Origin of the sequence: Pseudomonas sp. SD17-1, from assembly GCF_029201585.1 — a bacterium.
Classification (GTDB): Bacteria; Pseudomonadota; Gammaproteobacteria; order Pseudomonadales; family Pseudomonadaceae; genus Aquipseudomonas; species Aquipseudomonas palmensis.
The window spans coordinates 3,391,252-3,409,211 of the sequence record NZ_CP104044.1; the positions used below are offsets into that span (position 1 = coordinate 3,391,252).

Below are 17,960 nucleotides of genomic sequence, written 5' to 3' on the forward strand. Positions count from 1 at the left end.
TGCTCAGCGCCAGCGGCCCAGACGGCTCCACAAGCCCACCAGGGTGTTCTCGATGGAGGCGCTGGCAGCCAGGCCAACGCGCTCCTGCAGGCTCTTGCGTTCGGCAAAATGCAGGTGATACAGGTTCGAATCGCGAGCGCGTTCGCTCAGGTATTCGTCACTGGTGCGCAGCTCGTCCACCAGTTGCTTGTTCAATGCCGCCACACCCAGCCAGACCTCGCCGGTGGCCACCTCATCGATGTGCAACTGCGGGCGGTAACGCGAGACGAAATCCTTGAACAGCTGATGAGTCACGTCCAGGTCTTCCTGGAACTTCTCGCGGCCCTTCTCGGTGTTTTCGCCAAACACGGTCACGGTGCGCTTGTACTCACCCGCCGTGAACACCTCGAAGTCTACATCGTGCTTTTTCAGCAGGCGGTTGACGTTGGGCAACTGCGCCACCACCCCGATGGAGCCCAGAATGGCGAAGGGCGCACTGACGATCCTGTCACCGATGCAGGCCATCATGTAGCCGCCGCTGGCCGCCACCTTGTCGATGCACACCGTCAACGGCACGCCGGCCTGGCGGATACGCGCCAGCTGCGAGGAGGCCAGGCCATAGCTGTGCACCATGCCGCCACCGCTTTCAAGGCGCAGTACCACTTCGTCCTTGGGCGTGGCGAGGGTCAGCAGCGCGGTGATTTCATTGCGCAGGCTCTCGGTGGCCGAGGCCTTGATGTCGCCGTCGAAATCCAGCACGAACACCCGCGGCTTGTCCTCGGGCTTTTTCTTCTGCTGCTTGTCGCGCTTGGCCTGCTGCTTGCGCAGGGCCTTGAGCTGGGCCTTGTCGAGCAGACCCGACTCCAGGCGCTCGCGCAGGTCCTTGTAGAAATCGTTGAGGCGAGTCACATGCAACTGCCCCCCGGCCTTGCGCCGGCCCTTGCCGCGCAACCCGGCAATGGCCGACAACACCACCAGGAGCGCGATCACCAGGGTCGCGGTCTTGGCCAGAAAGCTGGCGTATTCAGCAAGAAAATCCACAGTAGCTCCTTAACATGTCTGCGCCCGTACGGCGCCAAACGTGGCCCAAGCATACCGGCGCGGCCACGCCTCCACCAGCGTGGGCAACGCCCCGAAACGCAGTTCAAACGACCTTTTCAAACGCTTGTATGTTTTTTCGTTGACAGGCCGCCATCGGCCACCTACCCTCGCCAGAACCTTCACTCCAGGCATACGACGTGGGCAGCATCTACCTCATTCGACATGGCCAGGCCTCCTTTGGTGCCGACGACTACGACGTGTTGTCGCCGACCGGCATTGCCCAGAGCGAAGCACTGGGCGATCACCTCGCCCAGCTGGGCCTGCGCCTGGATCGCTGCGTGGCCGGCGACCTGCGCCGCCAGCAGCACACCGCACGCCTGGCCCTGGCCCGCCTGCAGGCTGCCGGCAGCGCGGTACCCAGCCTGGAAACCGACCCTGCCTTCAACGAATTCGACGCCGACGCCGTCATCCGCGCGCTGCTGCCCGGCCTGCTGCCGGACGAGCCCGAGGCGCTGCACATCCTGCGCAATGCCCGCGACAACCGCAGCGAGTTCCAGCGCCTGTTCGCCCTGCTGGTGCAGCGCTGGCACGGCGGCGAGCACGATGTCGACGGCCTGCAAAGCTGGCAGGGCTTCGTCGAGCAGGTGCACGACGGCCTGCAACGCCTGCTGCGCGAGGCCGGGCAAGGCGACAACATTGCCATCTTCACCTCCGGCGGCACCATCACCGCCCTGCTCCACCTGATCACCGGCATCACCCCCAGCCAGGCGTTCGCGCTGAACTGGCAGATCGTCAACACCTCGCTCAGCCAGCTGAAGTTTCGTGGCCGCGAGGTGGCGCTAGCTTCCTTCAACAACCAGGCCCACGTGCAGTTGCTGAGGGTGCCGGCGCTCATCACCTACCGATGAGCACCGGCCTGTTGCGGCCCCAGGGTCGCTTACATCACTTAATAAGGAATACACCATGACCGACGTAGCTAAAGCCGTTCAAGCCATGCAAGAGAAGTTCAACCCTGCCGCCGCTGCCGGCCTGGACCTGGTGTTCGGCTTCAACATCACCGACGAAGACAAGCACTTCTCGCTGATCGTCAAGGACGGCACCTGCGACCTGCAGGAAGGCGAAAATCCTGACGCCAACTGCACCCTGGTGCTGGACAGCGAAACCCTCAAGGGCATCGTCAGCGGCGAAACCGACGGCATGCAGGCCTTCATGGGCGGCAAGCTGCGCGTCGAAGGCGACATGATGCTGTCGATGAAACTCAGCGAGCTGTTCCCGGCCTGAGCCTTGCGCTGATGCCGACCAGAACCGAAGCCTTGTGCTTCGGTTTTTTTTCGCCCGGCATCAGGGGTGGTGATCGTGGTGCAACACGCTGGCCTATAACACAGTCAAACACTTGTTCGGTTTATCCACGAGAATTAGATTAAACAATAATCAGCGACTTTCAGAATAAGGGAAAAGCATGACGCTCACCGACCAGTCGACCCAGGTTCGCCCCGGCGAAGAACTCGATGCTGCCCTCATCGACCCTTATCTCAAGGCCAGCATTCCAGGCCTGAGCGGCACGCCGGTGATCAGCCAGTTCCCCGGTGGCGCGTCCAACCTCACCTACCTGCTCAGCTACCCGGACCGCGAGTTCGTGCTGCGCCGCCCGCCGTTCGGGCAAAAGGCCAGGTCGGCCCACGACATGGGCCGCGAGTTTCGCATCCTCAACCAGCTCAACAGCGGCTTCCCCTATTGCCCCAAGGCCTACGTGCACTGCACCGACGAATCGCTGATCGGCGGCGAGTTCTACGTGATGGACCGGGTCAAGGGCATCATCCTGCGCTCGGACCTGCCCCCCGAGCTGGGCCTGGACAGCCAGCGCACCGAAGCCCTGTGCAAGAGCTTCATCGACCGCCTGGTCGAGCTGCACCAGGTGGACTACACCGCCTGCGGCCTGGCCGACCTGGGCAAGCCCGAAGGCTATGTGCAGCGCCAGATCGAAGGCTGGAGCGCACGTTATGAAAAGGCCCTGACCCCGGATGCACCGCGCTGGGAAGCGGTGATCGCCTGGTTGCGCGAGAAGATGCCGGCCGACCACCCACGCCCCGCCATCGTGCACAACGACTACCGCTTCGACAACGTGATCCTCGACGCCGACAACCCCATGCGCATCATCGGCGTGCTGGACTGGGAAATGACCACCCTCGGCGACCCGCTGATGGACCTGGGCAATACCCTGGCCTACTGGATCGAAGCCGGCGACCCTGCGCCCGTGCAGCTGATGCGTCGCCAGCCGAGCAACGCACCGGGCATGCTCACCCGGCGCCAGTTCGTCGACTACTACGCCGAACGTGCCGGGCTGCAGATCGACAACTTCGACTTCTACTACACCTACGGCCTGTTCCGCCTGGCCGGCATCGTGCAGCAGATCTACTACCGCTTCTTCCATGGCCAGACCCAGGACAAGCGCTTCGCCCAGTTCGTGCACATGAACAAGCTGCTGGAGCACATGAGCCTGCAGGTCATCGGCAAATCCACGCTCTGACGCCCTACAACTACAAGGAACCCGCCCCATGTCCAAGACCCAGTTGTTCGACCTCGACGGCAAGATCGCCTTCGTGTCCGGCGCCAGCCGCGGCATCGGCGAGGCGATTGCCCACCTGCTGGCCCAGCAGGGTGCCCACGTGATCGTGTCCAGCCGCAAGCTCGACGGCTGCCAGCACGTGGCCGACGCGATCATCGCCGCCGGCGGCAAGGCCACGGCGGTGGCCTGCCACATTGGCGAGATGGAACAGATCGGCGCGGTGTTCGCCGGCATTCGCGAGCAGTTCGGGCGCCTGGACATCCTGGTCAACAACGCCGCCACCAACCCGCAGTTCTGCAACGTGCTGGACACCGACCTGAGCGCCTTCCAGAAGACCGTCGACGTGAACATCCGCGGCTATTTCTTCATGTCGGTCGAGGCCGGCAAGCTGATGCGCGAAAACGGCGGCGGCAGCATCATCAACGTGGCGTCGATCAATGGCGTATCGCCGGGGGTGTTCCAGGGGATCTACTCGGTGACCAAGGCGGCGGTGATCAACATGACCAAGGTGTTCGCCAAGGAATGCGCCCCCTTTGGCATCCGCTGCAATGCGCTGCTGCCGGGGCTGACCGACACCAGGTTCGCCTCGGCGCTGGTCAAGAACGAAGCGATCCTGAACACGGCGCTGCAGCAGATCCCGCTCAAGCGCGTGGCCGATCCGAAGGAGATGGCGGGCGCGGTGCTGTACCTGGCCAGCGATGCGTCCAGCTACACCACCGGTACGGCGTTGAATGTGGATGGGGGGTTCCTGTCCTGATACCGCAAAGCGGGTCAAGCCCGCTCCCACAAGGATCACCGCTATTTCTGTGGGAGCGGGCTTGACCCGCGATAGGGCCCTGACAGGCACGCACCATCTCCTTTACCATAGCGCCCCTCAGGCGCAGCTTTACCGTTCTGCGCCCCAGTCGAATAAGCCCAACACCATGCCCTTCGAACTCAGCGTAGATCTCACCACCCTAGCCATTCTTGCCGCCGTGGCCTTCGTGGCCGGGTTCATCGACGCCATCGCCGGCGGCGGCGGCCTGCTCACCACCCCCGCCCTGCTCACCGCCGGCATGCCGCCGCACCTGGTGCTGGGCACCAACAAGCTCAGCTCCACCTTCGGCTCGGCCACCGCCGGCTTCACCTACTACCGGCGCAAGCTGTTCCACCCCGCACAGTGGCGACATGCCCTGGTCGGTACCCTGGTAGGGGCCTTCATCGGCGCCATCGTTGCCCACTACCTGCCGGCCGAATGGCTGAACAAGATGCTCCCGGTGGTGGTGTTCGCCTGCGGTGTTTACCTGCTGTTCGGCGGCACGCCCAAGGCGCCGCTGGACGCCGATGCGCCGATCAAGAAGAAGTGGCAACTGCCCCAGGGCCTGACCCTGGGTTTCTATGACGGCGTGGCCGGCCCGGGCACAGGCGCGTTCTGGACCGTCAGCACCCTGCTGCTCTACCCCATCGACCTGGTCAAGGCCAGTGGCGTGGCGCGCAGCATGAACTTCGTGAGCAACGCCGCAGCACTGTCGGTGTTCATCTTCTCCGGCCAGGTAGACTGGGCGGTGGGCCTGGCCATGGGCTCGTCGCTGATGGTCGGCGCGTTCTTCGGCGCACGCACCGCCATCAGCGGCGGCAGCAAGTTCATCCGCCCGGTGTTCATCACCGTGGTGCTGGCCCTGACCGTGCGCCTAGCGTGGCAGCACTGGTTCGGCCAGGCCTAGGCGGCGCGCCACGTACAGGTCGATCAGGTAACGCGCAATCGAGCGGCCCGCCGGCAACGGCGGCAGCGCATGCACGCTGAACCACTGGGCATCCTCGATCTCGTCGGGCTGCATCACGATCTCGCCGCCGGCGTATTCGGCATGAAAGCCCAGCATCATCGAATGCGGGAACGGCCAGCACTGGCTGCCCACGTACTGGAGGTTCTTCACCTCCAGCGCCACCTCTTCACGCACCTCGCGCACCAGGCAGTCCTCGGCCGACTCGCCCGGCTCGGCAAACCCGGCCAGGGTGCTGTACACGCCGGTCACGAAGCGTGGCGAGCGCGCCAGCAGTATCTCGTCGCCACGGGTGATCAGCACGATCATGCTCGGCGAAATGCGCGGGTAGCTGCGCAGCTCGCAGCCGGCGCAGTACATCGCGCGCTCCCACTGGATCTGCACCATCGCCTGCCCGCAACTGCCGCAAAAGCGGTGCTCGCGGGCCCAGGTGGCGATCTGCGCGGCATAACCGAGGAGGGTGTAGGTATCGGAATCGCCTTCCAGCATGAACTGGCGCAGGCCGCGCCAGCTGCAGCCCTGCGGCGCCTGTGCCGAGCGCAGTTCGAGCAGAAACACCGGCTGGCCGTCGAAGTGGCCGATGCCGTGCTCGCACACCACGTCCAGGTCCTGGCGCCTGAGCCAGTCCCGCGGGAACAGCGCGCCGTTGGCGTCCACCAGAAAGCCCTCGGCACAGTGGGCGACGGCCAGGCCGCCGGGGGTGTTGGGGTCCAGTACTGCAGTGGTCCAGCGCGCTGACATGTTGCGTTCCTTGAGGGTTCGCGACCGGGCTCAGTCGTCGAACTGCGGTTTCTGTTTGCTCATGCTGGCGGCCATCGCCACCCGCAGGTCGGTGGATTGCAACATGGCAGCGTTCCAGGTGGCAATGTATTCCAGCCCGTCGTCGATGCGGTGATCGCGCATGTAGCTGAGCATCTCCTTGGTGCCGGCCACGGCAATCGGGGATTTGCCCGCGATCTCGGCGGCAATCGCAAAAACCCCGTCCAGCAGGCTGGCCTGATCGTCGAAGGTGCGGTTGACCAGGCCGATCTGGCGCGCCTCGTCGGCGCCGACAGTGCGCCCGGTGTAGGCCAGCTCGCGCAGCATGCCGTCGCCGATGATGCGTGGCAGGCGCTGCAGGGTGCCGACGTCGGCGGCCATGCCCATGTCGATTTCCTTGATCGAGAACTGCGCATCGGCAGCCGCGTAGCGCATGTCGCAGGCGGCGATCAGGTCGATCGCGCCGCCCAGGCAGTAGCCCTGGATGGCTGCCAGCACCGGCTTGCGGCAGGTATCCACGGCGTTGAACGAGGCCTGCATCTGCAGGATCTTGCGCCGCAGCAGGCGCGCGTTGCGGCCTACGTCCTTGCCCATTTCGTTGGCCACCGAGGCCAGCAGCATCAGGTCTATGCCGGAAGAAAAATGCTTGCCAGCGCCGCTGATCACCACCACGCGCACCGCGTCGGTCTCGTCGATCCACTGGAAGATCTCGACGATCTCGCTCCAGAACGCGGCATTCATGGCGTTGATCTTTTCCGGGCGGTTGATCTGGACGTGGGCGATGCTGTTCGACAGTTCGACCTTGAACGCGGTGTAGTCGGTCACGTGGCACTCCTTGGGCTGACGCGGGATGAGGTGGCTGGACTATATCGCAGACCGTAGGCGGCGCTTGTGCCAAAGGCTGGGCTGTTGCTCCTGCACTGCAGGAGCCGGCCTTGCCGGCGAAGCGGCCGCCGCAGTCACCCGCAGCGGGCCCTGTCGCGCACCGGACACTGCGCCCGGTGCAGGTTCAGCGCCGTGTTGATGATGCCGATATGGCTGAAGGCCTGCGGGAAATTGCCCAGCATGCGACCACCTTGCGGGTCGTACTGCTCGGCCAGCAGCCCCACATCGTTGCACAGCCCGCACAGGCGCTCGAACAACGCCTGGGCCTCTTGCTGACGCCCCAGCAGCACGTACACGTCCGCCAGCCAGAACGAGCACACCAGAAACGTACCCTCCCCCGGCGCCAGCCCATCGCAGCCGCTGTCGCTGTCGTAGCGGCGCACCAGCCCGTCATGCAGCAGGCGCTTCTCGATCTGCGCCAGGGTTGCCAGAAACCTCGGGTCGTCGGCAGGCAGAAAACCGGTCAGGGCAATCTGCAGCAGGCTCGCGTCCATCTCCTGCGAGCCATAGGCCTGCACAAAACAGCCCAGCTGCGCATCGACGCCCTGCTCGCACACCTGGCGATGGATCTGCGCGGCCACCTCGCGGTAGTGCGCAGCCTGGGCCTTGCCCTCCTCGGTCGGCTCGCTCAGGCTGGCCGCCCGATCGAACGCCACCCAGGCCATCACCTTGGAGTGGGTGAAATGCTGCTGCGGCCCGCGCACCTCCCAGATGCCCTCGTCGGGCTGGCGCCAGATGGTCTCCAGGTACGGCATGATCACCCGCCCGATCGCCGCACTGCGCGGCAAGCGCGGCAGGCCGCCACGCATCGCCTGGCACAGCGCATCGGCCACCTCGCCATAGATGTCCAGCTGGTGCTGCACCGCCGCGGCATTGCCCACCCGCACCGGCTGCGAACCGGCATAGCCGGCCAGCCAGGGCAACTCGTACTCCGGCAGCCGGCGCTCGCCGGCCAGGCCGTACATGATCTGCATCTGCTCGGGGTTGCCCGCCACCGAGCGCAGCAGCCATTCGCGCCAGGCCTGGGCCTCCTCGAAGTAGCCCAGGTTCATGAACGCCAGCAAGGTCATGGTGGCATCACGCAGCCAGCAGTAGCGGTAATCCCAATTGCGCTCGCCACCCAGGTGCTCCGGCAGCGAGGTGGTGGCCGCGGCCACGATGCCGCCGGTGGGTGCATAGGTCAGCGCCTTGAGGGTGATCAGCGAGCGCTTGACCCGCGCCGTGTGCTCGCCCACCTGCGGGCAGCGCGCAGCAAACTCGCGCCACTTGTGCGCGGTGTCCAGCAGCGCCTGCTCCGGCTCGAAGGCCGGCTGCAACGGCAGGTGCGATGGCTGGTGGCTCAGGCTGAAGGTATGGCGCTGCCCGGCCTTCACGCTGAAGCGGCTGCCGGTATGGTGATCGCGTGCGTGGGTGCTTACCGTGCTGCGCAGGGTCAGGCGGTCCGGCCCGGCCAGGCGGTCAGGGTCAGCGGGTCGAGCTTCTCGACCCAGGGCACGCTGCTGCCATAATCGAAGCGCATCACCAGGTCCATGTCGAAGGCCACCTCGCCCTCCAGCCCCTCGACGATGCGCAGCACGCTGTGGTGCGCGTCGTCCAGCGGCATGCAGTCGATCAGGCGCGCACGGCCGCTGGCAGTCACGAAGGTGGTGTGCAGGATCAGGGTGTCCTGCTGGTACTCGCGGGTTACCTCCAGCGGCGCTTCACGCGGCGCGATCTGCCAGCGCCCGTTTTCTTCGTCGCCCAGCAGCGCGGCAAAGCAGGCCGGCGAGTCGAAGCGTGGAAAGCACAGCCAGTCCAGCGAGCCGTCACGGCCCACCAGTGCTGCGCTGCGGCAATTGCCCAGTAGTGCGTAGTCTTCGATGGCGCCCGTCATGAACCTCCCGTCAACCAATGCTGTGCCAGACCCGCCGATCGCGGGCCAGCAGTTCGTCGGCCGCCTGCGGCCCGTCTTCCCCGGCCGCATACGGCTGCACCTCGCCGCCCTGCGCCCAGGCGTCCAGGAACGGCTGCACCGCACGCCAGCCGTTCTCGATGTTGTCGGCACGCTGGAACAGCGTCTGGTCGCCCGTCAGGCAGTCGTAGATCAGGGTCTCGTAGCCCGTGGAGGGCTGCATCTTGAAGAAGTCCTTGTAGGCAAAACCCAGCTCGACGTTCTCCATGGCCAGGGTCGGCCCCGGGCGCTTGGCCTGCAGGTCGAACCACATGCCTTCGTTGGGCTGGATCTGGATCTTCAGGTAGTTGGGCTTGGGCCGCTCGGCGTCGCTGTCGCGAAACTGCGCATAGGGCGCCGGCTTGAAGCAGATGGCGATCTCGGTGTCACGCACGCTCATGCGCTTGCCGGTGCGCAGGTAGAACGGCACGCCCACCCAGCGCCAGTTGTCGATCATCACCTTGAGCGCCACGTAGGTTTCGGTCTGGCTGTCGGGGTCGACCCGTGGCTCTTCGCGGTAGCCGGCCAGCTTCTTGCGCCCCTGCTTGCCGGCGGTGTACTGCCCGCGCACCGAGTTCTTCAGGGCCATGGCCTTGGACCACGGGCGAATCGCGCCGATCACCTTGGCCTTTTCACTGCGCACCGCGTCCGCGCCAAAGGCGGCGGGCGGCTCCATCGCCACCATCGCCAGCAGCTGGAACAGGTGGTTGGGCACCATGTCGCGCAGTGCCCCGGTGGTGTCGTAGAAGGCGCCACGGGTTTCCACGCCCACCGTCTCGGCAGCGGTGATCTGCACGTGATCGATGTAGTGGTTGTTCCAGAACGCCTCGAACAGGCCGTTGGAAAAACGGCTGACCAGGATGTTCTGTACCGTCTCCTTGCCCAGGTAGTGATCGATGCGGTAGATCTGCTTTTCGCTCATCACCTTGAGCAGGCAGGCGTTCAGCGCCTCGGCGCTGGCCAGGTCCGAACCGAAGGGCTTCTCCACCACCACCCGACGAAAGCCGTTGGCCTCGTCCAGCAGCCCGGCCGCCCCCAGTTGCTGCACCACGCCGCTGAAAAAACGCGGCGAGGTGGCCAGGTAGAAGATCGCGTTGCCGGTGCGCCCCTTGTCGATGCGCTCGGCGATGGCCTGGTAGGTGGAGGGCTCCATGAAGTCGCCGGTGAGGTAGCCGATGCCCTTGGCCAGGCGCTTCCACAGCTTGTCGTCCAGGCACCGGGTGGCGCCCTCGCCCTGGTCGCGTTCACGCATGAAGGTTTCCAGGCGCTCGGCGAATTCGCCGTCGGTGGCCGGGTTGTGGTCGACCCCGACGATGCGCATGCCTTTGTCCAGCAGGCCGTCGCGGTGCAGGTTGTACAGCGCCGGCATCAGCAGGCGTTTGACCAGGTCGCCATTGGCGCCAAACAGGAACAGGGTACAGGCTGGTGCCGCTTCGACGTCATGTTCACTCATTCGGGCTTCTCGACATGGCCACCAAAACCGAAGCGCATCGCCGACAGCAGCTTGTCACCGTAGGTGCCCTGCTGCTGGCGTGAACGAAAGCGCGCGAACAGTGCGCTGGACAACACCGGTACCGGCACCGCCTGCTCCACCGCCGCATCGATGGTCCAGCGCCCTTCGCCGCTGTCGGACACCGAGCCGCTGTAGCTGCCCAACTGCGGGTCGGCCACCAGTGCATCGGCGGTCAGGTCCAGCAGCCACGAGGTGACCACGCTGCCGCGGCGCCACACTTCGGCGATTTCGGGCAGGTTGAGGTCGAAGCGCTGGTCGGCCGGCAGGCTCTCGCTGGCCTTGGTCTTGAGAATGTCGAAGCCCTCGGCATAGGCCTGCATCAGGCCGTACTCGATGCCGTTGTGGATCATCTTGACGAAATGCCCGGCGCCGGGTGGCCCGGCATGGATATAGCCCTTTTCGGCGCGCTCGCTGGGGCCGGTTCGGCCACGGGTACGTGGAATGTCACCCTCACCCGGTGCCAGGGTGGCGAACAGCGGCTCGAGGCGTTCGAAAATCGCCTGCTCGCCGCCGATCATCATGCAGTAGCCGCGCTCAAGGCCCCACACGCCACCGGAGGTGCCGACGTCCACGTAGTGCAACTGGCGCTCGGCCAGGTGCTGGGCGCGGCGGATGTCGTCCTTGTAGAAGGTATTGCCGCCGTCGATGATCACATCGTCCGCTTCCAGCAGGTCGGCCAGTTGCGCGATGGTCTGCTCGGTGGCCTCGCCCGCCGGCAGCATCACCCAGACCGCGCGCGGCGCGTCCAGTTGCTGCACCAGTGCGGCCAGGTCGGCGGCGCCTGTGGCGCCCTCGGCCACCAGCGTATCGATGGCGGGCGCGTTGCGGTCATGCACCACGGTGTGGTGCCCCTCGCGCATCAGGCGCCTTGCAATATTGCCGCCCATGCGGCCCAGCCCCACGATTCCCAGTTGCATGTGCCGATGCTCCGTAAAGTGTAGAAAGCCTGCTCAGGCCTTCAAGGTTAGTCCAGGCAGGCCCGGGTTGGTTTCATCGACCAACGGCACGACAGCGATAAACAAAAAAGTTCCCATGACAGGAAAAAGAATTCAGAATCGCGGCCGATCGAGCGTCTACGCTCAAACCATGTACCAAACCAATTGCGAGGTGTGCAATGGGAACCTTGATGTCAGCGAGCCCACCCCAGACCCTTTACGTGAGCGTGCGCCGCGACGAACTGCGCCGCCTCAAGGAAGAACGCGACCAGTTGCAGCGTCAGGTGGCGCAGCTGAGCCTGCTGTTGCAACAGGCCCAGGGCAGCGACAAGGCTGTAGTCACCCTCTAGGCGGCCAGCAGCGCCCGCGCCGAATACACAGCGCCGGCCACCGCCACCAGCAACAGCACCAGCCCCGACAGCCGGGCCACCAGCGCCCGGTGCCGCTGCGCCAGGGCGCCGCGCATCAGCGCGATGTACAGCGCCAGCACCCCCAGGTCGACCACCAGCCACAACGCCGCCAGCACCCCGATGCTGGTGCCGAACGAGGCCGTGACGTGGATGAACTGCGGGAAGAACGCCACGAAGAACAGAATGTCCTTGGGGTTGGCGATACCCACCGCAAAGCCGTGCCACCAGCCACTTGCCCTGGGCGGCGGCGCATCCTCCACGGCTGGCGCACGCAGCGCCCCCAGCCCCAGCCAGGCCATGAACACGCACCCCACCAGCGCCACCGCATTGAGAACCATCGGGCTGAGTGCCAGGCTGCCGGCCAGGATCAGCGCAGCGGCGGCCACCAGCACCAGGGAGGCGGCATTGGCCCCCAGCGCCGTGCGTATGGCCGCCCCGGTGCCCGAACGCCCGCTGGTGCCGACCACCAGCGCCACCACCGGCCCAGGGGTGGCGATCAGAATGAGTACAGTGCCCAGGTAGGCTAACAGCAGCGTGGTGTTCAAAAGAGGCTCCTTTGTCGTCAATGCAGGTCAGGTGCAGAGTGTGCGCAGCTGCATGGCCCTTGAAAAACGCAAAATGCTCTGCCCTACTACGACAAATACTCATCATGGACTACCCCTGGCATGGTTGAACGTCTGCCCCCGTTGTATGCACTGCGCGCCTTTGAAGTGGCGGCGCGCACCTGTTCGTTCACCCGCGCCGGGGAAGAGCTGGCGCTGACCCAGAGCGCCATCAGCCGCCATATCCGCACCCTGGAAGCCCAGTTCGGTTGCCGCCTGTTCGAGCGCCACGGCCCGCGCCTGCGCCTCACCGATGCCGGGCGGCGCCTGGCCGAGCAACTGGGGGCCGGCTTTGCCCTGATCGAACAGGCCTGCCAGCCGTTTCGCAGCGCTTCGCGCCACCTGCGCCTGAAGGCGCCCTCCACCCTGACCATGCGCTGGCTGCTGGGCTGCATCCAGCGTTACGCCCAGGCCGACACCGTGCAGCTGGCAAGCGTGTGGATGGACGTCGACAGCGTGGATTTTGCCAGCGAGCCCTACGACTGCGCGGTGCTGCTGGGCAATGGGCAGTTCGGTGGGCAGGTCGAGGTGTGCAAGCTGTTCGATGAGCGATTGATCCCGATCTGTGCGCCGGGGTTGCTGGGGGAAGGCGTGTGGGATGCGCAGCGGCTGGCCGGGGTGGCGTTGCTGCACCCGTCCAATGACCGGCGGGACTGGCAGCGCTGGCTGCGCGGGGCGGGCCTGCTCGAGCAGCTCGACCTGCAGCGCGGCACGCTGTTCGATACGCTGGAGCAAGGGATTGCGGCGGCCATGGCCGGGCATGGCGTGTCGATCGGCGACCTGGCGCTGGTGAGCGACGATGTCCGCGCCGGGCGGCTGGCGTTGCCGTTCGAGCAGGCGGTGGCAACGGGAGATGCCTACTACCTGGTGTGGCCGGTGGGCAGTGCGTGGCGCGAGAGCATCGAGCGGCTACGGGTGTACCTGCTGGGGCAGTTGCCGGCCTGAAAAACTTCGCGGGTCAAGCCCGCTCCCACAGGTACGGCGCTGGTTTCGAGAACGGCGCTGTACCTGTGGGAGCGGGCTTGACCCGCGACAAGGCCCTCAAGCCCGACCTCAGTTCGAACAGGCGGTGGCAACGGGAGATGCCTACTACCTGGTGTGGCCGGTGGGCAGTGCGTGGCGCGAGAGTATCGAGCGGCTACGGGTGTACCTGCTGGGGTAGTTGCCGGCCTGAAAAACTTCGCGGGTCAAGCCCGCTCCCACAGGTACGGCGCTGGTTTCGAGAACGGCGCTGTACCTGTGGGAGCGGGCTTGACCCGCGATAAGGCCCTCAAGCCCGACCTCAGTTCGAACAGGCGATGGCAACGGGGGATGCCTACTACCTGGTGTGGCCGGTGGGCAGTGCGTGGCGCGAGAGCATCGAGCGGCTACGGGTGTACCTGCTGGGGCAGTTGCCGGCCTGAAAAACTTCGCGGGGCAAGCCCGCTCCCACAGGTACGGCGCTGGTTTCGAGAACGGCGCTGTACCTGTGGGAGCGGGCTTGACCCGCGATAAGGCCCTCAAGCCCGACCTCAGTTCGAGCAGGCGGTGGCAACGGGGGATGCCTACTACCTGGTGTGGCCGGTAGGCAATGCGTGGCGCAAGAGCATCGAGCGGCTACGGGTGTACCTGCTGGGGCAGTTGCCGGCCTGAAAAACTTCGCGGGTCAAGCCCGCTCCCACAGGTACGGCGCTGGTTTCGAGAACGGCGCTGTACCTGTGGGAGCGGGCTTGACCCGCGATAAGGCCCTCAAGCCCGACCTCAGTTCGAACAGGCGGTGGCAACGGGAGATGCCTACTACCTGGTATGGCCGGTGGGCAGTGCGTGGCGCGAGAGCATCGAGCGATTGCGGGTGTACCTGCCGGCGAAGAGGCCCGCAAGAGCGACCTCAGAACCGCGTCGTGGCACTCACCCCGAAGGTCCTGCGATCCCCCCGCGCATCCCACGCCACATCGAACGGCAGCGGCACGCTGTCGGTCTTGTACTGCTTGTCGGTGAGGTTGTTCACGTAGGCGGTGAAGTCCAGGTCATACTGCCCGCCCACATGGTACGTGGCGCTGGCATTGCCCAATGTGTAGCCACCCTGCGACACGCTGTGGTCGGCCTGCGCGGTGGGCAGAAAGAAGATCCGGCTCTGGTAGCGCCAGTCGGTGCCCAGGGTGATGTCGTCGCCGTTCTCCAGCGCAATGCGATAACTGCCCCCCACCGCCAGCGTGCGCGACGGCGAACGTGCAATGCGGTTGCCCGAGTAGTCCACACCCCCCGATTCGAAGTCCTGCAACTCGGTATGCAGCAGCCCCAGCGAGCCATGCAGTTCCAGGTTGGCCAAGGGCAGCGCCTGCAACTCGAACTCGGCACCGCGTATCACGCCCTGGCCGCTGTTGGTCAGCAGCGACACCACCTGCCCGTTGCGCACCGACACCGCGTTCACCTGGATGTCCGAATAGTCGTAGTAGAACACGTTGGCGTTGGCGATCAGGCGCTCGTCGAACCACTCGCTCTTGACCCCCAGTTCGTAGGCGTCGACGTTCTCCGGCGCCACCACCGAGGCCTCGGCCTGCACCTGCGCCCCGCCGCTGAAGCCGCCGGAACGAAAGCCCTTGGCATAACGAAAGTACACCCGCGCGTTGTCGTTGAGCTGGTATTCGGGGGTGAAGTCGTAGGTCAGCTTGTTCCAGGTGCGCTTCTCGTCCTGCACCACCGTGGTCGCCAGCGGCCCGCTGTAATGCTTCCACCAGTCGTTGCGGTTGCTGAAGTCGACACTGGCAGCATCCGGCGCGGCCACCCGGCGCAGGTCGATGTCCTTGGTTTCGCGGGTCCAGCGCAGGCCGGCGGTGAAGCTCAGGTCGTCGGTGGCCTGCCAGGTGCTGCTGCCAAACAGCGCGAAGCTGTCGGTCTTCTGGTCGATGTCGGTACGCCCGAAGTCGGCCACGCCGAAGGCCTGGTTGTAGGCTTCGGGGAACAGCGCGTTGCTGTTGTGGCTGTCGAGCTGTTCGTGGAACAGGTGGGTGCCGACGATCCAGCTCACCGGCTGGTTCTTCGCCGACGACAGGCGCAGCTCCTGCGATACCTGCTTCCAGCGGTCGTCGTTATAGCCACGGCCGAACTCGTAGATGCTCATGTTCGGGCTCTGGGCCTTTTCGTGCACGTCGTCGAAGGCGGTGATCGAGTCCAGTTGCAGCTCGCCAAGGTCCCACTTGAGCGCCAGTTGCAGGCCGTTGTGCTCGATGCGGTCATCGGCCTTGCCGGTGAAGGCGACCTTGTCGGAGGCAGGCTTGGGCGCGGGCCCGAACAGCGTGCTGCCGCCCGGCCCGGCACCCCAGGCGCGGGCCACGATACCTTGCCCCTTGTAGTCACGGGCGTGCAGCTGCAGGGTGGCCTGCAGGTCGTCGTTGACCTGGGCCAGCAGTTGCAGGCGCAGGGCCTGGTCGTGGATGTCGCCGGCGGTATGGCCATCGACCTCGTTCTTGAGCTGGCCGTCGCTGCTCTGGTCGATGAACGCCACCCGCGCGGCCAGGCGGTCCTTGACCAGGGTATCGCCGTAGGCACCTTCGTACAGGCGCGAATTGTAGTTGCCCAGGTCGAGCTTGAAGTAGCCGTTGGCGCCGTCTTCGAAGCTTGGCTTGCGCGACACGAAGTTGATCGCGCCACCGGTGGTGTTCTTGCCCCACAGCGTGCCTTGCGGGCCGCGCAGCACCTCGACGCGCTCCATGTCGTAGAGCGGGAAGCCGGTGGCCACGTGCGGGTCGATGTACACGTCATCGGTATAGATGCCCACCGGGTACACGGTGGTCGAGGCCATGTCGCCCGAGCCCATGCCGCGGATGTACCAGCGCGGGCGCTGGTGCCCGGCGAACTCGGGGGCGATGGCGTTGGGCACGTTCTGCAGGGCCTTGCCGGCACTGAAGCCGCCGCCACTGCGGTCGATCTGGCGGTCACTGACCACCGAGATCGCCGAGGGTACGTCCTGTACCGATTCTTCGCGCTTCTGCGCGGTCACGGTGACGGTGGGCAAGGCGTCGGCGGGCGGTGCGGCGGCAAGCGCAGCGGCGCCGTGCAACGTGGCGGCAATGGCCAGGGCAAGGGGTAGATAGGCGGTAGGGGCAGGCATGGCTGGGGTTCCGATGAGTCAGGGTAAGCGGACTATCGCAAGCGGCGTGCCAATGAGACATGTACTTGATTTATATGAGTTTTATGGATAAACAGCGAGTGTACTGCTGGCCAGGCAACAGTGAGGCAGCAGTGGGTTGTGTGCCAGGCATCAGGGCCTGTTCACCGGCAAAATGCTGCCCTGCGACAACGCCTTGATTTAAGGTAGGCGCTTGCTGCCACCCACCAGGAGCCTGCCGATGATCCGCCCCGCCACCGCCCACGACGTTGCACCTGTACAGGCACTGATCGAGGCTGCCTATGCGCTGTACATTCCACGCATCGGTGCCAGGCCGGGGCCGATGCTGGAGGATTACGCCGCGCTGATCGCCCAGGGTCGGGTCGAGGTATTCGAAGAGCAGGGTCAGGTGCTCGGTGTGCTGGTGCTGATCGCCCAGGCCGATGGCCTGTTGCTCGACAATGTCGCGGTAAGCCCGGCCGCTCAGGGCCGCGGGCTGGGGCGACAACTGATGGCGCATGCCGAAGCGCGGGCCCGGCAGTTGGGGCTGGAGGTGGTGCGGTTGTACACCAATGAAGCGATGAGCGAAAACCTGGGGCTGTATGAGCGGCTGGGTTATCGCGAAACCCACAGGGCCGTGCAGGCGGGGCTTCGGCGGGTGTTCATGGAGAAGCGGCTGGGCGACTGAAGTGCCTGGCCGGCAAGGCCGACGTCTACAGGCGTAGCGCTGAACCTGTAGGCGCCGGCCTTGCCGGCGAAGGGGTGTCTCAGTCTTCCAGCGGCTTGGGCGGCGCAGCCGGCTTGGCGGGCTTGGCCGGTTTGGCATGCTTGCCCGGCTTGCCCTCTGGCGCAGGCTCGGCGGCGGGCGCTGCGACCGTCGGCGCCACAATGGCCTTTTCGCTGGCCGGCAACTGGTCGACCGCCGCGAAGATCTGCTCCGGCTCCACCGTGCCGTCATGCTCGATGATGTGCTTCTCGCCGTCCTTGCCCACCAGCACCACCTGGGTGCCCTTGCGCGCGCCCAGGCTGAGTTCGCGAATCAGTGCCATGGTGGTCTGCTGCTCGAGGTTCTTGTCGTCACGCTTGCCGACCATGCCCGCCACGCTGTAGAGCACCAGGTTGCGCTCCTCGAACTTGCTCTTGGTCGCCGGGTCCTTGAGGGCCTCGTTCAGGGTGCGCAAGGTCGGGTCGGCGGTGCTGGGGGCAATCACGATCAGGGGTCTGGACTTGCCCAGGTCAACGGCCAGGGGCGCGTCGTCGGCGAGCAGCGGGCTGGCGACTGCCAGCAGGGTGGCGAAGGTCAGTGACCGAACAAGCATGTGCATCTCCTTCTTGTTTCCATGCACCAAAGACTACAGATCAAAGCGAAAGATCCGAGCGAGCCTAAACGACTGCCCGCGTGTGTGGACGTTTACAAAAGTAACTTTCGGTTTCAAGGGTAGCTGTGCATGTGCAGAGGATAGCTGAAGGTCAGGGATGTGTCGGGCCACTGG

The 17,960-nt window shown here is 65.5% G+C and carries 16 protein-coding genes and 1 pseudogene; 8 read left to right on the forward strand and 9 right to left on the reverse strand.

All coding sequences use genetic code 11. The features are described 5' to 3' along the window. Window positions 1-3: 3 nt before the first annotated feature. A complete protein-coding gene (gene sohB / locus N0B28_RS15390; RefSeq protein WP_054915449.1) occupies window positions 4-1,020 on the reverse strand; it encodes a protease SohB in 1,017 nt (338 codons plus the stop codon). A 197-nt stretch (window positions 1,021-1,217) separates the two neighbouring features. Here sohB and N0B28_RS15395 point away from each other — a divergent pair, with 197 nt between their 5' ends. The 5 genes from N0B28_RS15395 (at window position 1,218) to N0B28_RS15415 (ending at window position 5,289) form a co-directional block, all read left to right on the forward strand. After that, on the forward strand, window positions 1,218-1,928 hold the full coding sequence (locus tag N0B28_RS15395; RefSeq protein WP_043859920.1) for a histidine phosphatase family protein: 711 nt from the start codon (window positions 1,218-1,220) through the stop codon (window positions 1,926-1,928). A 55-nt stretch (window positions 1,929-1,983) separates the two neighbouring features. Then, window positions 1,984-2,301, forward strand: coding sequence for an SCP2 sterol-binding domain-containing protein (locus N0B28_RS15400; RefSeq protein WP_043859921.1), 318 nt, complete (start codon window positions 1,984-1,986; stop codon window positions 2,299-2,301). Window positions 2,302-2,479: 178 nt separating this feature from the next. After that, window positions 2,480-3,547, forward strand: a complete 1,068-nt coding sequence (locus N0B28_RS15405) for a phosphotransferase family protein (RefSeq protein ID WP_275727284.1) — start codon at window positions 2,480-2,482, stop codon at window positions 3,545-3,547. A 28-nt stretch (window positions 3,548-3,575) separates the two neighbouring features. Then, entirely contained in the window at window positions 3,576-4,343 is a 768-nt protein-coding gene (locus N0B28_RS15410; RefSeq protein ID WP_043859923.1) for an SDR family oxidoreductase, read from the forward strand. A gap of 166 nt (window positions 4,344-4,509) precedes the next feature. Further along, window positions 4,510-5,289 (forward strand): TSUP family transporter, encoded by a 780-nt coding sequence (locus N0B28_RS15415; RefSeq protein WP_043859924.1) that lies wholly within the window; start codon window positions 4,510-4,512, stop codon window positions 5,287-5,289. On the opposite strand, the gene nudC is transcribed toward N0B28_RS15415, so the two are convergent. The 5 genes and pseudogenes from nudC to gnd form a co-directional block, all read right to left on the reverse strand. Then, window positions 5,257-6,087, reverse strand: coding sequence for an NAD(+) diphosphatase (gene nudC, locus N0B28_RS15420; RefSeq protein ID WP_236176856.1), 831 nt, complete (start codon window positions 6,085-6,087; stop codon window positions 5,257-5,259). The genes N0B28_RS15415 and nudC overlap by 33 nt on opposite strands. Before the next feature lie 30 nt (window positions 6,088-6,117). Beyond that, window positions 6,118-6,930, reverse strand: a complete 813-nt coding sequence (locus N0B28_RS15425) for a crotonase/enoyl-CoA hydratase family protein (RefSeq protein WP_043859926.1) — start codon at window positions 6,928-6,930, stop codon at window positions 6,118-6,120. 134 nt (window positions 6,931-7,064) lie between these two features. Continuing rightward, window positions 7,065-8,863, reverse strand: a pseudogene (locus N0B28_RS15430) (glycoside hydrolase family 15 protein). A gap of 10 nt (window positions 8,864-8,873) precedes the next feature. Next, complete coding sequence (gene zwf / locus N0B28_RS15435) at window positions 8,874-10,373, reverse strand: glucose-6-phosphate dehydrogenase (protein ID WP_054915455.1); 1,500 nt, start codon at window positions 10,371-10,373, stop codon at window positions 8,874-8,876. Next, entirely contained in the window at window positions 10,370-11,350 is a 981-nt protein-coding gene (gene gnd, locus N0B28_RS15440) for a phosphogluconate dehydrogenase (NAD(+)-dependent, decarboxylating) (RefSeq protein WP_043862637.1), read from the reverse strand. Before gnd ends, zwf begins: the two co-directional genes overlap by 4 nt. A gap of 197 nt (window positions 11,351-11,547) precedes the next feature. On the opposite strand from gnd, the gene N0B28_RS15445 reads away from it, so the two are divergent. Next, a complete protein-coding gene (locus N0B28_RS15445) occupies window positions 11,548-11,718 on the forward strand; it encodes a DUF6026 family protein (RefSeq protein WP_221181553.1) in 171 nt (56 codons plus the stop codon). Here the strand turns inward: N0B28_RS15445 and N0B28_RS15450 are convergent. Continuing rightward, a complete protein-coding gene (locus N0B28_RS15450; RefSeq protein ID WP_275727299.1) occupies window positions 11,715-12,323 on the reverse strand; it encodes a LysE family translocator in 609 nt (202 codons plus the stop codon). The genes N0B28_RS15445 and N0B28_RS15450 overlap by 4 nt on opposite strands. A 120-nt stretch (window positions 12,324-12,443) precedes the next feature. On the opposite strand from N0B28_RS15450, the gene N0B28_RS15455 reads away from it, so the two are divergent. Then, a complete protein-coding gene (locus tag N0B28_RS15455) occupies window positions 12,444-13,325 on the forward strand; it encodes a LysR family transcriptional regulator (protein ID WP_275727301.1) in 882 nt (293 codons plus the stop codon). A gap of 922 nt (window positions 13,326-14,247) precedes the next feature. Here the strand turns inward: N0B28_RS15455 and N0B28_RS15460 are convergent. Then, window positions 14,248-16,470, reverse strand: coding sequence for a TonB-dependent receptor (locus tag N0B28_RS15460; RefSeq protein WP_054916065.1), 2,223 nt, complete (start codon window positions 16,468-16,470; stop codon window positions 14,248-14,250). 238 nt (window positions 16,471-16,708) lie between these two features. Here N0B28_RS15460 and N0B28_RS15465 point away from each other — a divergent pair, with 238 nt between their 5' ends. Further along, the gene (locus N0B28_RS15465; protein WP_275727305.1) at window positions 16,709-17,155 is read left to right on the forward strand and encodes a GNAT family N-acetyltransferase; all 447 of its coding nucleotides are present in this window, start codon (window positions 16,709-16,711) and stop codon (window positions 17,153-17,155) included. Between the two features lie 79 nt (window positions 17,156-17,234). Here the strand turns inward: N0B28_RS15465 and N0B28_RS15470 are convergent, their stop codons facing one another. After that, a complete protein-coding gene (locus N0B28_RS15470) occupies window positions 17,235-17,786 on the reverse strand; it encodes a DUF4174 domain-containing protein (protein ID WP_043860195.1) in 552 nt (183 codons plus the stop codon). Window positions 17,787-17,960: the final 174 nt, after the last annotated feature.

Coding starts and splice junctions, on each gene's coding strand:
- N0B28_RS15400 (WP_043859921.1), top strand. CDS start 1,984: ATGACCGACGTAGCTAAAGCCGTTCAAGCCATGCAAGAGAAGTTCAAC.
- N0B28_RS15405 (WP_275727284.1), top strand. CDS start 2,480: ATGACGCTCACCGACCAGTCGACCCAGGTTCGCCCCGGCGAAGAACTC.
- N0B28_RS15410 (WP_043859923.1), top strand. CDS start 3,576: ATGTCCAAGACCCAGTTGTTCGACCTCGACGGCAAGATCGCCTTCGTG.
- N0B28_RS15415 (WP_043859924.1), top strand. CDS start 4,510: ATGCCCTTCGAACTCAGCGTAGATCTCACCACCCTAGCCATTCTTGCC.
- nudC (WP_236176856.1), bottom strand. CDS start 6,087: ATGTCAGCGCGCTGGACCACTGCAGTACTGGACCCCAACACCCCCGGC.
- zwf (WP_054915455.1), bottom strand. CDS start 10,373: ATGAGTGAACATGACGTCGAAGCGGCACCAGCCTGTACCCTGTTCCTG.
- gnd (WP_043862637.1), bottom strand. CDS start 11,350: ATGCAACTGGGAATCGTGGGGCTGGGCCGCATGGGCGGCAATATTGCA.
- N0B28_RS15445 (WP_221181553.1), top strand. CDS start 11,548: ATGGGAACCTTGATGTCAGCGAGCCCACCCCAGACCCTTTACGTGAGC.
- N0B28_RS15455 (WP_275727301.1), top strand. CDS start 12,444: ATGGTTGAACGTCTGCCCCCGTTGTATGCACTGCGCGCCTTTGAAGTG.
- N0B28_RS15460 (WP_054916065.1), bottom strand. CDS start 16,470: ATGCCTGCCCCTACCGCCTATCTACCCCTTGCCCTGGCCATTGCCGCC.
- N0B28_RS15465 (WP_275727305.1), top strand. CDS start 16,709: ATGATCCGCCCCGCCACCGCCCACGACGTTGCACCTGTACAGGCACTG.
- N0B28_RS15470 (WP_043860195.1), bottom strand. CDS start 17,786: ATGCTTGTTCGGTCACTGACCTTCGCCACCCTGCTGGCAGTCGCCAGC.